Source organism: Flavimobilis soli (assembly GCF_002564025.1).
GTDB classification, from domain to species: domain Bacteria; phylum Actinomycetota; class Actinomycetes; order Actinomycetales; family Cellulomonadaceae; genus Flavimobilis; species Flavimobilis soli.
The window spans coordinates 649518-663133 of record NZ_PDJH01000001.1 but is presented as its reverse complement, the minus strand read 5'-3'; the positions used below and the strand labels follow the sequence as shown (position 1 = coordinate 663133).

At 72.6% G+C, this 13616-nt stretch carries 12 protein-coding genes; 8 read left to right on the top strand and 4 right to left on the bottom strand.

Annotated elements, in window-relative coordinates; translation table 11 throughout:
- Positions 1–24: 24 nt before the first annotated feature.
- Both miaA and dapF read left to right on the top strand, forming a co-directional pair.
- Complete coding sequence (gene miaA / locus ATL41_RS03025; protein WP_098457146.1) at positions 25–1041, top strand: tRNA (adenosine(37)-N6)-dimethylallyltransferase MiaA; 1017 nt, start codon at positions 25–27, stop codon at positions 1039–1041.
- The gene (dapF, locus tag ATL41_RS03020; protein ID WP_098457145.1) at positions 1038–1976 is read left to right on the top strand and encodes a diaminopimelate epimerase; all 939 of its coding nucleotides are present in this window, start codon (positions 1038–1040) and stop codon (positions 1974–1976) included. Before miaA ends, dapF begins: the two co-directional genes overlap by 4 nt.
- Here dapF and ATL41_RS03015 read toward each other — a convergent pair.
- Positions 1960–2595 (bottom strand): class I SAM-dependent methyltransferase, encoded by a 636-nt coding sequence (locus tag ATL41_RS03015; protein WP_098457144.1) that lies wholly within the window; start codon positions 2593–2595, stop codon positions 1960–1962. The two genes, dapF and ATL41_RS03015, sit on opposite strands and share 17 nt — an antisense overlap.
- 203 nt (positions 2596–2798) lie before the next feature.
- Between ATL41_RS03015 and hflX the strand changes: the two genes are divergently transcribed.
- The 3 genes from hflX to ATL41_RS03000 are packed head-to-tail and all read left to right on the top strand — an operon-like array spanning position 2799 to position 7503.
- Positions 2799–4295 (top strand): GTPase HflX, encoded by a 1497-nt coding sequence (gene hflX / locus ATL41_RS03010; protein ID WP_098457143.1) that lies wholly within the window; start codon positions 2799–2801, stop codon positions 4293–4295.
- 44 nt (positions 4296–4339) lie between these two features.
- Complete coding sequence (locus tag ATL41_RS03005; protein ID WP_245854589.1) at positions 4340–6460, top strand: ATP-dependent DNA helicase; 2121 nt, start codon at positions 4340–4342, stop codon at positions 6458–6460.
- Positions 6461–6516: 56 nt separating this feature from the next.
- Positions 6517–7503: an L-lactate dehydrogenase gene (locus ATL41_RS03000; protein WP_098457142.1), complete on the top strand. Its 987-nt coding sequence runs from the start codon at positions 6517–6519 to the stop codon at positions 7501–7503.
- 150 nt (positions 7504–7653) lie between these two features.
- Here the strand turns inward: ATL41_RS03000 and lexA are convergent, their stop codons facing one another.
- The gene (gene lexA / locus ATL41_RS02995; RefSeq protein ID WP_245854876.1) at positions 7654–8376 is read right to left on the bottom strand and encodes a transcriptional repressor LexA; all 723 of its coding nucleotides are present in this window, start codon (positions 8374–8376) and stop codon (positions 7654–7656) included.
- Positions 8377–8656: 280 nt separating this feature from the next.
- Between lexA and ATL41_RS02990 the strand changes: the two genes are divergently transcribed.
- The 3 genes from ATL41_RS02990 to ATL41_RS02980 all read left to right on the top strand — a co-directional run bounded on the left by ATL41_RS02990 (position 8657) and on the right by ATL41_RS02980 (position 10005).
- Positions 8657–9058: a LysM peptidoglycan-binding domain-containing protein gene (locus ATL41_RS02990; RefSeq protein WP_098457140.1), complete on the top strand. Its 402-nt coding sequence runs from the start codon at positions 8657–8659 to the stop codon at positions 9056–9058.
- Positions 9059–9158: 100 nt separating this feature from the next.
- On the top strand, positions 9159–9665 hold the full coding sequence (gene nrdR, locus ATL41_RS02985) for a transcriptional regulator NrdR (RefSeq protein ID WP_098457139.1): 507 nt from the start codon (positions 9159–9161) through the stop codon (positions 9663–9665).
- A gap of 160 nt (positions 9666–9825) precedes the next feature.
- The gene (locus ATL41_RS02980; RefSeq protein ID WP_098457138.1) at positions 9826–10005 is read left to right on the top strand and encodes a DUF5302 domain-containing protein; all 180 of its coding nucleotides are present in this window, start codon (positions 9826–9828) and stop codon (positions 10003–10005) included.
- 65 nt (positions 10006–10070) lie between these two features.
- Here ATL41_RS02980 and serA read toward each other — a convergent pair whose 3' ends face one another.
- Together serA and ATL41_RS02970 are read right to left on the bottom strand one after the other, a co-directional pair.
- Positions 10071–11270, bottom strand: a complete 1200-nt coding sequence (gene serA / locus ATL41_RS02975) for a phosphoglycerate dehydrogenase (RefSeq protein ID WP_098457137.1) — start codon at positions 11268–11270, stop codon at positions 10071–10073.
- Positions 11271–11328: 58 nt separating this feature from the next.
- Positions 11329–13563, bottom strand: coding sequence for a HelD family protein (locus ATL41_RS02970; protein WP_098457136.1), 2235 nt, complete (start codon positions 13561–13563; stop codon positions 11329–11331).
- Positions 13564–13616 lie beyond the last annotated feature (53 nt).

Below are 13616 nucleotides of genomic sequence, written 5' to 3'. Positions count from 1 at the left end.
CCTACCCTCGGGTACCGTGTCGGGGTGCTCAGGACGAACGGACAGGACCCCGCGAGCGACGCCGCAGCACGCGTCGTCGTCGCGGTCGTCGGACCCACGGCGACGGGGAAGTCCGACCTCGCGATCGAGCTCGCGCTGAGGCTCGCCGAGCGCGACGGCGCCCAGGGCGAGGTCGTCAACGCGGACGCGTTCCAGCTCTACCGAGGCATGGACGTCGGCACGGCGAAGGTGCCCGTCGCGGAGCGCCGCGGGGTGGCCCACCACCAGCTCGACGTGATCGACCCGTCGGAGGAGGCGTCCGTCGCGGCGTTCCAGCGCGAGGCGCGGGCCGACGTCGCACGCGTCCTCGAGCGGGGCGCCCGTCCGGTCGTCGCGGGCGGCTCGGGCCTCTACGTGCGTGCGCTGCTCGACCACATCGACTTCCCGCCGACCGACCCCGACGTGCGTGCCGCGCTCGAACGGCGCGCCGAGCAGGAGGGCACGCGCGTCCTGCACGACGAGCTGACCCGCCGCGACCCGCAGGCCGCCGCGAGCATCGGGCCCGGCAACACGAAGCGCATCGTGCGCGCGCTCGAGGTCATCGAGATCACGGGCGAGCCGTTCAGCGCGCATCTCCCGCTCCAGGAGTACGTCCTGCCGACCGTGCAGATCGGCCTCGACCACGACCGCGCCGCGCTCGACGCGCGCGTCGAGGCGCGGGTCGAGCGTATGTGGCGCGACGGTCTCGTCGACGAGGTCCGCACCCTGCGCGAGCGCGGCATGGGCCGCACGGCGAGCCGCGCCGTCGGCTACGCGGAGGTGCTCGCGATGCTCGACGGCGAGATCGACGAGGCGACCGCCCAGGAGAGCACCGTCGTCGCGACCCGCAGGCTCACCCGTCGCCAGATGGGCTGGTTCGGCCGCGACCCGCGGATCGTGTGGCTCGACGCGCAGGCTCCCGACGTCGTCGAGCAGGCGCTCGACGTCGTCGCGCGGGCGGACGCCGGCGCCCTGGACCCCGTCGACGTCACCGTCCCGGTGCGCCGTACCCTGGGCTCATGACGCAGCAGCTGGCCTTCTCCAAGGGGCACGGGACGCAGAACGACTTCGTCCTGGTCGCCGACCCGGACGACCGGCTCGCCCTGACGCCCGACGACGTCCGCGCCCTGACCGACCGCCGCGCAGGCATCGGCGGCGACGGCCTCATCCGGGTCGTGCCGAGCGCCGCGCTCCCGGAAGGGCGCGCCGTGCTCGACGAGGATCCCGAGGCGAGGTGGTTCATGGACTACCGCAACGCCGACGGCTCGATCGCGGAGATGTGCGGCAACGGCGTGCGCGTCTTCGTGCGGTTCCTCGAGCACCTGGGCCTCGTCGACCTGTCGGACGGCCACGAGCTCGCGATCGGCACGCGCGCCGGGGTGCGTCGCGTGCACCGCGAGGGCGACAGCTACGCCGTCGAGATGGGGCGGTGGCACCTGCCCGGAGGCTCCGCAGCGCTCGCGGACGGCTACGACGCACAGGTCCGCACGACCGGGCTCGAGGGTGTGCGCGTCGCGCTGAGCGTCGACATGGGCAACCCGCACACGGTCGTCGCCCTCGCGACGGACGCCGAGCTCGACGGGCTCGACCTCACCACGATCCCTGAGGTCGCTCCCGTGCCGCCCGCCGGGACGAACGTCGAGTACGTCGTGCCGCGCGCCGAGACGCAGGACGCGGACGGCACCGCCGTCGGGCACGTGCGCATGCGCGTCCACGAGCGCGGCGTTGGCGAGACCCGCTCGTGCGGGACGGGCGCGTGCGCGGCCGCGCTCGCGGTCGCCGCGTGGGCCGGCGCCGGAGCGCCGAGCACGTGGTTCGTCGACGTCCCGGGCGGGACAGTCCGGGTGCGCATGCTGCCCGAGCAGCGCGTCGAGCTCGCGGGCCCGGCCGTGCTCGTCGCGCACGGGGCTGTCGACCTCGACGCCCTGCGCGCCGGGCTCGTCACTCCGTCGGCGTAGCCCCCGGCACCGCGGCTGTCCCAGGGCCGACGCGCAGCACGCGGAACCCCTTCGCGCTCGCGGCACGCGTCACGTCCGGGCGGATCTCGCGGGCGATCCAGCCCTGCAGCGAGTCGGCGCCGAGGTTGCGCTGCACCACGAGGTGCGCGACGCCGTCGTCCGTGAGGCGGGGGAGCCACGTCCGCAGGAGGTCGTGCAGCACGTCCTTGCCGACGCGGATCGGCGGGTTCGACCACAGCGCTGCGAACCGGACGTCGTCGGGCACGTCCTCGGGACGGCACGCGGTGACGTTCTCGAGGCCGAGGCGCGCCGCGTTGCGGCGCGTGAGGTCGAGCGCACGCTCGTTGACGTCGACGGCCCACACCGCCGCCCCCGGCGCCTGCAGGGCGAGCGTGAGCGCGACGGGACCCCAGCCGCAGCCGACGTCGAGCAGGTTCCCGGTCTGCGGCGGCTCCGGGACGGAACGCAGCAGGACCTGCGTGCCCAGGTCGAGGCGACCGGGGGAGAAGATGCCGCCAGCGGTCTCGACCTCGACGTCACGGCCGTCCAGACGGACGCTCACGAGCCGGCGCTCGTCCTTCGACGCCGGCTGCGCCGTGAAGTAGTGGTCGTTGCTCACGTCGAGCTCTCCTGCGGGTCGGTGACGACTGTCCAGCGTCAGTAGCCTACGGCCGCCACGTGAGGCTTGAGGACCGCGCGGGCGGGCGGGTGTGGCTCACGCCCTGCGTGAAATCCCTCGCCCGGTGCCCGCGAGCGTGGGAACCTTGAAGGGCGGCGCCGTCCATGACGCAGCGCCCGGAACCCCACCACGGAAGGCACCACATGACGAACCCCACCCTTGAGCCCACGCCCCGCGAGGAGCGTGACATCGCCGACGACGTCGTCGCGCGGGTGCTGGCTCGGGCGGGTACCGCGCTCGACGCGGGAGGCACGGTCCACACCTCGGCCGACGGCGACCAGCTCGACCTCGTCGAGCGCAGCGCACTCAAGCGGGTGGTCGGCCTGTCGACCGAGCTCGAGGACGTCACGGAGGTCGAGTACCGCCAGCTGCGCCTCGAGAAGGTCGTCCTCGTCGGCGTCTACTCGGGCGGCAGCACGTCCGACGCCGAGGTGTCGCTGCGCGAGCTCGCAGCCCTCGCCGAGACGGCCGGCTCGCAGGTCCTCGACGGACTCCTCCAGCGCAGGCAGACCCCCGACCCGTCGACGTACCTCGGTTCGGGCAAGGCAGCCGAGCTCGCCGGCATCGTCGCGGCGGTCGGCGCCGACACGGTCATCGTCGACGGTGACCTCGCCCCGTCCCAGCGACGAGCGCTCGAGGACATCATCAAGGTCAAGGTCGTCGACCGGACCGCGCTGATCCTCGACATCTTCGCCCAGCACGCCAAGTCCCGTGAGGGCAAGGCGCAGGTCGAGCTCGCGCAGCTCGAGTACCTGCTGCCGCGCCTGCGCGGCTGGGGCGAGTCGATGTCCCGGCAGGCCGGTGGCCAGGTCGGCGGCGCCGGCGCGGGCATGGGCTCGCGCGGTCCCGGTGAGACGAAGATCGAGCTCGACCGTCGCCGCATCCGCGACCGCATGGCCAAGCTGCGCCGCGAGATCGCCGCGATGGCGCCCGCGCGCGTCACCAAGCGGGCCACCCGTCGTCGCAACGCGATCCCCGCCGTCGCGATCGCGGGCTACACGAACGCCGGCAAGTCGAGCCTCCTCAACGCCCTCACGGGCGCAGGCGTGCTCGTCGAGAACGCGCTGTTCGCGACCCTCGACCCGACGGTCCGCCGCGCACAGACCGCGGACGGCCGCGTCTACACGCTCGCCGACACCGTCGGCTTCGTCCGCTCGCTCCCGCACCAGCTCGTCGAGGCGTTCCGCTCGACCCTCGAGGAGGTCGGCGACGCCGACCTGCTCCTGCACGTCGTCGACGCGTCCCACCCCGACCCTGAGGGACAGATCGCCGCGGTCCGCGAGGTCCTCTCCGAGATCCCCGGCGTCGAGAACGTCCCCGAGGTGATCGTCCTCAACAAGGCCGACGTCGCGGACCCCGAGGTCATCACCCGCATCCGTGGTCGGGAACGGTCCACGATCGTCGTCTCGGCGCACACGGGCGAGGGGATCGACGCGCTCCTCGAGCTCATCGCGGACTCGCTGCCGCGCCCCGACGTCGCCGTCGAGGTCGTCGTGCCGTACACGCGGGGCGACCTCGTCAACCGGATGCACCTCGAGGGTGAGATCGACCACGAGGAGCACACGGCCGACGGCACGCTCCTGCGCGGCCGTGCGGCGGAGGGGCTCGCGACCGAGCTCAAGACGGCCTCGCTGGTCTGAGGACGGGCCGCCCGCGGCCTGCCCCGCGCACGTAGGATGTGCCGGTGACCGACACCCCCAGGACCGACGACCACGCCGGCAGGGGAACCCCGGAGCAGGCCGCGGACGCTGCGGTCAAGCTCCTCGGGACCGCGGTCGAGGCGCTCGGCGGCAGCGTCCGACACGGGCAGCAGGACATGGCGCGTGCCGTCGCGACGTCGATCGCGACGGGCGAGCACCTGCTCGTCCAGGCAGGTACGGGAACGGGTAAGTCGCTCGGCTACCTGGTCCCTGTCGTCTCACACGCCGTCGAGAACGCGGAGCGCGTCGTCGTGTCGACCGCGACCCTCGCGCTCCAGCGCCAGGTCCTCACGCGCGACCTGCCGCTCGTCGTCGACGCGCTCGCCCCGCACCTGCCGCGCAAGCCCGCGGTCGCGCTGCTCAAGGGCTGGCAGAACTACCTCTGCAAGCACCGCCTCGCGGGCGGTTATCCGTCCGACGAGCCGGGTGCGACGCTGTTCGACCTCCCGGGCGACGAGCCGCGCGCCGAGCCTGACGCCGACGACGCGGAAGCCTCGCCTGTGCGCCGGCTCGGGGCCGAGATCCTGCGCCTGCGCGCCTGGGCCGAGGAGACCGGCACGGGCGACCGCGACGACCTCGTCCCCGGCGTCTCCGACCGCGCCTGGCGCCAGGTGTCGGTCACCTCGCTCGAGTGCCTCGGCCAGAAGTGCCCGCTCCTGTCCGAGTGCTTCCCCGAGCAGGCGCGCGCGCAGACCCGCGAGGCCGACGTCGTCGTCACGAACCATGCGATGCTCGGCATCGCCGCGTCGGGCAGCACGCACGTGCTGCCCGAGCACTCCGTGCTCGTCGTCGACGAGGCCCACGAGCTTGCCGACCGCATCACGAGCCAGTCGACCGCCGAGCTCTCCGCCGCGTCGATCGAGGCCGCGGCGCGTCTCGCGCGCCGGCACGCAGGCCTGCCGACGCCCGACCTCGACCGCGCTGCAGCGGACCTCGGGGCCGCCCTCATGGACCTCCCGGAGGGCCGCTTCCCGCGCGGCCTGCCCGACGGCGTCCGCGCCGCCGTCGCGAACGTGCGCGACGCCGCGCGAGAGCTCGTCACCGCGCTCAAGCCCGCCACGGGCGAGAAGGACGCGACCGAGGGCGGCGCGAAGATCGCCCAGGCCGCGATGCTCGTCCTGTTCGAGGTCGCCGAGGGCATGGCCGCGGACCCGACCGGGCACGACGTCCTGTGGAGCGCGCGCAGCTCCGCCGACGGCGGCTGGGACGCCTCCGGCATCACGCGCCTGCACAGCGCGCCCCTCAACGTCTCCGGGCTCGTCCGGACGAACCTCCTCGCCGAGCGCACGGGCATCTTCACGTCCGCGACCTTGAGCCTCGGAGGCACGTTCGAGCCGGTCGCGCGGTCGCTCGGTCTGCTCGGACCGGCAGGCAGCGAGCCAGGGACGACCGCGCGGGACGGCGCGGCGTCCGGCGACGAGCCCGAGCCGCCGTCCGTGCGCGGCTGGTCCGGCATCGACGTCGGCACGCCGTTCGACTACGCGAAGCAAGGCATCCTCTACGTCGCGAAGCACCTGCCCGCCCCGGGCCGCGAGCCGGCGACGGAGGCGCAGCTCGACGTCGTCGCCGAGCTCATCGAGGCCGCTGGCGGCCGCACCCTCGGGCTCTTCTCGTCGCGACGCGCGGCGGACGCCGTGGCCGAGGCGATGCGCGGCCGCCTCGACGTCCCGATACTCTGCCAGGGCGACGACCAGCTGCCGACCCTCGTCAAGCAGTTCGCCGAGGACGAGGAGGCGTGCCTCTTCGGCACGCTCTCGCTGTGGCAGGGCGTCGACGTGCCGGGCCCCGCGTGCAGCCTCGTCCTGATCGACCGCATCCCGTTCCCGCGCCCCGACGACCCGGTGCGCTCGGCACGCACCGAGGCCGTCGCCGCCGCCGGGGGCAACGGGTTCATGCAGGTCTCCGCGACCCACGCCGCGCTCCTGCTCGCCCAGGGCGCGGGGCGTCTCGTGCGCTCGACGACCGACCGGGGCGTCGTGGCCGTCCTCGACCCGCGGCTGCACACGGCACGCTACGGCACGTTCCTGACCAGGTCGATGCCCCCGTTGTGGCCGACGAGCGACCACAACACGGTCGTCGCGGCGCTGCGTCGCCTGGCTGGCTAGGCTGGCGACAGCCGCGCGTGCCCTCGCGCGGCGACGACGTCCGAACCGGAGGAACGATGTCAACGCACACCCCTGACCCGGCTCTCGAGCCCTCGCGCCGCACGACCAAGCTCGCCGTCGTCGGTGCCGGCGCCGTGGGCGCCACGCTCGCCTACGCCGCGCTCATGCGCGGGGCCGCTCGCACCGTCGCGCTGCACGACATCAACGCGGCCAAGGTCGAGGCCGAGGCGCTCGACCTCCAGCACGGCGTCCAGTTCGTCCCGCAGGCCGAGGTGATCGGGTCGGACGACATCGCGGTGTGCGCCGACGCCGACGTGGTCGTGGTGACCGCCGGCGCGAAGCAGAAGCCCGGCCAGAGCCGGATCGACCTGGCAGGCGCGACGATCGGCCTGATGAAGAACATCCTCCCGCCGCTCGTCGAGGTCGCGCCCAACGCGGTCTACATCATGGTGACCAACCCGGTCGACGTCGTGACGTACGCGTCGCTCAAGATCTCAGGCCTGCCGCCCCAGCAGCTGTTCGGCTCGGGCACGGTGCTCGACTCGTCGCGACTGCGCTACCTCATCGCCGAGCACTGCGGCGTCGCGGTGCAGAACGTGCACGCGTACATCGCGGGCGAGCACGGCGACTCTGAGATCCCGCTGTGGGACTCCGCCTCGATCGGTGCGGTGCCGCTCCTCGAGTGGAACCGCTCGGGCGAGCACGGCCCGCTGACCGAGGAGGTCCGCGCCACGATCGCGCACGAGGTGGCCAACTCGGCCTACCGGATCATCGAGGGCAAGGGCGCGACGAACTACGCGGTCGGCCTCGCGGGCACGCGCATCATCGAGGCTGTGCTCAACAACGAGCACTCGGTGCTGCCGGTCTCCTCGCTGCTCGACGACTACTACGGCATCGGCGACGTGTGCCTCTCGGTGCCGTCGATCGTCGGCCGGCGCGGCATCTACGACACGCTCCAGATCCCGCTGTCGGACTCGGAGTACGACGGGCTGAAGAAGTCGGCAGACCAGCTGCGCTCGGTCGCGCGGCAGTTCGGGTTCTGACGCGCTGCCGACCGTAGGGTCGGCACCCCGGACGCTCGGGAACCCGGTGGCTCAGCCGCTCGGACGCGAGCAAGCAGACGTGACGCGGGCCCGGACCTTGGAGGTCCGGGCCCGCGCCATGTCTGGACAGCCCGCTGTGGGCGGTGACTGCTAGAGCGATCGCAGCACGCTCACGACACGGCCGAGGATGGTCGCGTCGTTGCCGGGGATGGGCTGGTACGCCGGGTTGGCGGGCATGAGCCAGACGCCGTCGCTCGCGCGGCGCAGCGTCTTGACGGTCGCCTCGCCGTCGATCATGGCGGCGACGATCTCGCCGTTCTCGGCGACCGGCTGGCTGCGGACGACCACGAGGTCGCCATCGCAGATCGCCGCCTCGATCATCGAGTCGCCGACGACGGTCAGGAGGAACAGGTCCCCGTCGCCGACGAGCTGGCGGGGGAGCGGGAACACGTCCTCGACGACCTGGTCGGCGAGGATCGGGCCGCCGGCGGCGATGCGCCCGACGAGCGGCACGTACGACGGCGCGGGGCGGTTGTCGTCGGGCGCCGCGCCCTCGGAGGCGAGCGCGAGGGCCGGGTGGGCGGTCACCTCGGCCGGGCCGCGGTCGAGCGGGACGAGCTGTGCGTCGTGCGGCTGCACGATCTCCATCGCGCGCGGCCTGTTCGGGTCGCGGCGGAGGAATCCCTTGCGCTCGAGCACCTCGAGCTGGTGCTTGACGCTGGACGGGCTCGTGAGGCCGACGCGCTCCCCGATCTCGCGCATCGTGGGCGGGTAGCCGCGCGCCTCGAGCGACTGACGGATGCACTCGAGGACGGCGCGCTGGCGCGGCGTCAGGGTCTCGTCGAGGGCGACGACCTCTCCGCCCGTATCCACGTCGGCTTCTCGCGTCCTGGTCTCGTTCACGCTCGGCTCCCTGCTCGTCGGACGGTCGCCGTCCCGGGTGGTCAGGCGGGCATCCAGACCGCCGCACCGCAGTGTCAGAGGCTCGTGATGCTCTTGCTTCAGCGTAGGGGAGCGCGGGACACGTTTCAAACACCCGTTCGATCGTGTCTCGACAAGCGTCCTCGGCGCTGCTAGAAATAGAACAAGCGTTCGACGCACAAGTGTTCGATTCGAGGAGCAGGCGCCGGGGGGTGCCGGGAGCGGAGTTCAGATGAGCAGCATGGTGGTCGCAGGGCCGGGCGCACGCACCGGTGTCGTCGTCGAGCTGCGCCCGCGCGTGCAGCGTGTCTCCGCAGCGCGACCGCCGCGGGCGGAGGCGCCGCTGCGCCTCACGCGTCGTGGGCGCGTCGTGCTCTCGCTGCTCGCGCTGCTGGTCGTCGCGCTCGGTGCCGTCCTGTTCGCATCGGGCGCGGACGCTGACGCTCCGGCGGCGCCGCATGAGGTCACCGTCCACACCGTCGCGTCGGGGGAGTCCCTGTGGCAGATCGCATCCGCGGCCACGCCGGCCGGGCAGGACGTCCGCGACGTCATGGACGACGTCATGGAGCTCAACCAGCTCTCCGGCAGCCAGCTGTCGGTCGGTCAGCAGCTCGTGGTGCCCGTCCTTCCGTGATCAGGTGAGCACCCTTCGCGCGGCGGTTTGCCTTGCTTCACGGTGGTGCGCCACCTAGATTCGGCGAGAGAGTACGCCCCGCCCGTCGCGAAGGACTGTGATGCACTGCCCGTTCTGCCGGAATCAGGATTCGCGAGTCATCGATTCCCGCACTTCGGACGACGGCCTCTCCATCCGGCGCAGGCGTCAGTGCACCGCGTGCCAGAAGCGCTTCTCCACGATCGAGACCTCGAGCCTCACGGTCGTCAAGCGCTCGGGTGCGACCGAGCCGTTCAGCCGCGAGAAGGTCGTCAACGGCGTCCGCAAGGCCTGCCAGGGCCGGCCCGTGAGCGACGACGACCTCGCGATCCTCGCGCAGCGCGTCGAGGACTCCATCCGTGGGTCGGGCAGCGCCGAGATCGACGCGAACGAGATCGGCCTGTCGATCCTCGGCCCGCTCCGCGAGCTCGACGAGGTCGCCTACCTCCGCTTCGCGAGCGTCTACCAGGACTTCGGTTCGCTCGAGGACTTCGAGGCCGCCATCACCGCCCTGCGTGCCGACCGCGAGAAGGCTGAGTCGCAGAACGACGAGGTCGTCGACACCGACGAGGTCGGTGTCACCGAGTAGGTCCCTCGCCCCGGGCGCCGTCTGCGGGCTCGATCGTCTCGCCGCGGGCCAGGCCCGCGCCCTCTGCCCAGCGATTTCTCCTGGCGCACCCGTCAGGATCGGGGCAGGCTGGGGAGCAGGCGTCGCAGACGCGGCCCGTCGACACACACGGAGGTGAGGCATGACGGACGACAAGCGCCCAGCAGTGCCGCAGGACGTGAAGGACAAGTTCCGCGAGGCGCTCGAGCGCAAGAGCGCGGCCCAGCACCCCGGCGGTGACAGCGAGCAGAACACCGGAGCGGTGCACGGCTCCGAGACCAGCGGACCGACGCAGCGGACCTTCCGCCGGAAGTCCGGCTGACACCGTCCGCGCAGACGACGAGGGGCGCCCGGGAACATCCCGGGCGCCCCTCGTACCGTTCTGGTTCAGCCGACCTGCAGGAGACGGATCGTCGCGTCGAGCGCGCCGAGCTCGTCGAGCACCCCGGCGGGGATGGCGCCCTCGGCGTCAGTGACGACGTAACCGAGCTCGCCACGCGTCGCGAGGAGCTGGCCTTCGATGTTGACGTCGTGGGCAGCGAGGATCTGGTTGACGCGGGCCAGCACTCCAGGCACGTTGCGGTGCAGGTAGGCGAGCCGGTTGACGCCGTCGCCGTGCTCGAGCGCAAGGTTCGGTAGGTTGACGCTCAGAGTCGTCGAGCCCGTCGACAGGTAGTCGCGGATCTTCGTCGCGACGAACTGGCCGATCGCCTCCTGCGCCTCCTCGGTCGAGCCGCCCGTGTGCGGGGTGAGGATGACGTTCGGAAGGCCCTGGAGCTCCGAGGTGAACGGGTCGCCCTTGCGCTTCGGCTCCGTCGGGAAGACGTCGACCGCGGCGCCAGCCACCTGACCGGACAGGATCGCGTCGCGCAAGGCACCGTAGTCGACGACGAAACCGCGCGACAGGTTGAGGAAGATCGCGCCCGGGCGCATCTTCGCGACCTGCTCCGCACCGAACATGCCGGCGTTGCCCGCGCGGCCGTCGACGTGGAGCGTCACGATGTCCGCGACCTCGAGCAGCTCGTCGAGCGACTCCATGCGGCGCGCGTTGCCGAGAGCGAGCTTCTCCGCGGTGTCGTAGAAGACGACAGACATGCCGAGGTTCTCGGCGAGCACCGACAGCTGCGTGCCGATGTTGCCGTACCCGACGATGCCGAGCGTGCGGCCGCGCACCTCGTGCGCGCCGACCGCCGACTTGTTCCAGACCCCGGCGTGCATCTCGTCGTTGAACACCGTCAGGCGACGCGTGAGCGCGATGATGTCGGCGATCGCGATCTCCACGACCGAGCGGGTGTTCGAGAACGGCGCGTTGAACGCCGCGACACCGTGACGCGCCGCAGCCGCGAGGTCGATCTGGTTGGTGCCGATGCAGAACGCACCGATCGCCATGAGGTCCGGCGCGGACTCGATCACGCGCTGCGAGACGGTGGTCTTGGACCTGATACCCAGGATGTGCACGCCGTCCAGCGCGTCGATGAGCTCAGACTCGTCGAGAGCGCCGGTGCGTGTGACTACCTCGATGCCCTGCGCCTGCAGGATCGAGGTGGCGAGAGGGTGGAGATTCTCCAGCAGAAGGGCTCGTTGCACCCGGCCAGTATCGGCCGGGCGCGACGGGCCCCACAAACCCGTCCAGCCGCTGGACCCGTCACAGCTGCGGGACGACACCCTCCGGCAGGTCGCGCGAGTGCACCAGCACGAGCTGCTGCGTCGGGCGGGTCATCGCCACGTACAGGTCCGACGGAGCGAGCTCGTCGGGCTCGACGAGCACGACGGCGTCGAACTCGAGACCCTTCGAGCTGCGGACGTCGAGGACGACCAGAGCGTCCGGCACGGGGGTGCGCACACCGTCAGCCGGGTCTGAGAGCACCTCGCGCAGGCGGTCCACGCGTCCGGGCGCGGCCAGGACGGCGACGCGGCCGGTGCCGTCCGCACGCACGTGGCGGGCGACGGCGTCGGACACGAGGTCGCGGAGCTGCTGCTCGCCGTCGACGAGCGCGACCACGTGCAGCGACTCGGGCACCTCGCGCGCCGACGTCACCTGAGAGACGGGAAGACGTGCCGCGACCGCAGCCCGCTGGGCCGCCTCCGCGATGGCCGACGGCGTCCGGTAGTTCACCGTGAGCTCCTCGAGGCGCCAGCCCGGGCGGAGCACCTGCGAGAACATCGCCGACCACGAACGTGTACCCGCGCTGCTCGACGTCTGGGCGACGTCTCCCACGATCGTCATCGACTGCGTGGGGCAGCGGCGCAGCAGCATCCGCCACGCCATCGGCGAGAGCTCTTGGGCCTCGTCGACGATCACGTGCCCGTACGTCCACGACCTGTCGGCCGCGGCGCGCTCCGCCGTCGTGAGCGTCGAGCCACCCGACGAGAAGCGGTCCGCGAGCATCTCCGCGGACACGAGCGCACCGGCATCCGAGCGGGAAAGGACCTGCTGGGCGTACTCGACGTCGCGCTTGCGCTGCTCCGCGTCCGCGCGCGCCTGGGCGCGCGACGCCTCGTCGTCCTCGCCGAGCAGCTCGGCCGCCTCGTCGAGCAGCGGGACGTCCGCGTCCGTCCAGGGCGCGCCCGGCTCGCGACGCAGCGCGGCGCGCTGCTCCGCGCTCAGGTGCGGCGCCGCCTCCGCGAGGCGGTGCGGCTTGACCCACAGGTCCTCGACGAGGCGCTGCGGCGTGATCGGGAACCACGCGAGGTTGAGAGTGACGCGCACGTCGCGGTGCGAGCGCAGGTCCTCGAGCACGATCGCGCGCTCCTCGGGCTCCATGTCCGTGCCCACGTGCTCGGCGTACTGCGTCGCTAGCCGCTTGAGCACGTCCTTGACGAACACGGCCCGCGCGAGGTTGTGCGGCTTGCGCGTGCGGCGCGCCCGGTCGATCGCCTGCTCGACGTCGCCACGCCGGATGACGAGCGGCACGCCGTCGAGCTCGAGCCGCACGTCCTCGCGCGGGACACGCTGGCGGGCGCGCACGGCGCGGGCGATCGACCGCGCGAAGCCGAGGTCGCCCTTGAGGCGCGCCGCGATGTCGCCCTCGACCGCGGTCGCGCGGACTCCGGGCAGCAGCGAGCCGATCGTCGTCGACACGACGCCCGTCTCGCCGAGGGAGGGGAGCACCTGGTCGATGTACCCGAGGAAGTCCTCGCTCGGGCCGACGAGCAGCACGCCCGAGCGCTCGAGCACCCGCCGGTGCGCGTAGAGGAGGTACGCGGCGCGGTGGAGCGCGACCGCCGTCTTGCCGGTGCCCGGGCCGCCCTGGACGACGAGCGCTCCCTCGAGCGGCGAGCGGATGATGCGGTCCTGCTCGGCCTGGATCGTCGCGACGATGTCCGACATCCGCCCCGTGCGGCCCGCCGCCATCGCGGCGACGAGCGCGCCCTCGCCCGACAGGTGGGTCGTGTCATGCTCGTCGATCGAGTCGAGGTCGAGGATCTCGTCCTCGACCGAGACGACGTCGCGGCCGCGCGTGACGAGGTGCCGACGGCGCAGGACGCCGTCGGGCTGCGCGCTCGTCGCGCGGTAGAACGCCTGCGCGGCGGGCGCCCGCCAGTCGGTGAGGAGGGAGTTGTGCGCCTCGTCGCTCAGACCGATGCGACCGACGTAGCGGTCGCCGCCGTCGGCGAGATCGAGCCGACCGAAGACGAGGCGGTCCTCGACCGCCTCGAGCTGCGCGAGGCGATCCTCGTACAGCGTCGCGAAGGCGTCGCGCTCGGAGCGGTTCTGCGGCGAACCCGACGGGCCGGACCGGCGCACGTCGCGCAGTCGCGCGCGGGCGCGAGCGCGCAGCTCGTCGAGCCGCGCGTAGAGGTCGTCGACGACCGCCTGCTCCTTGAGCACCTCTGGCGGACGTGCCGCCGTCCCCGACCGACCGTCGTCGACCGTCACCTGGTCACCTCGTGCTCTCCTCGTCGGTCACGGCCAACCATTATGACGGACGC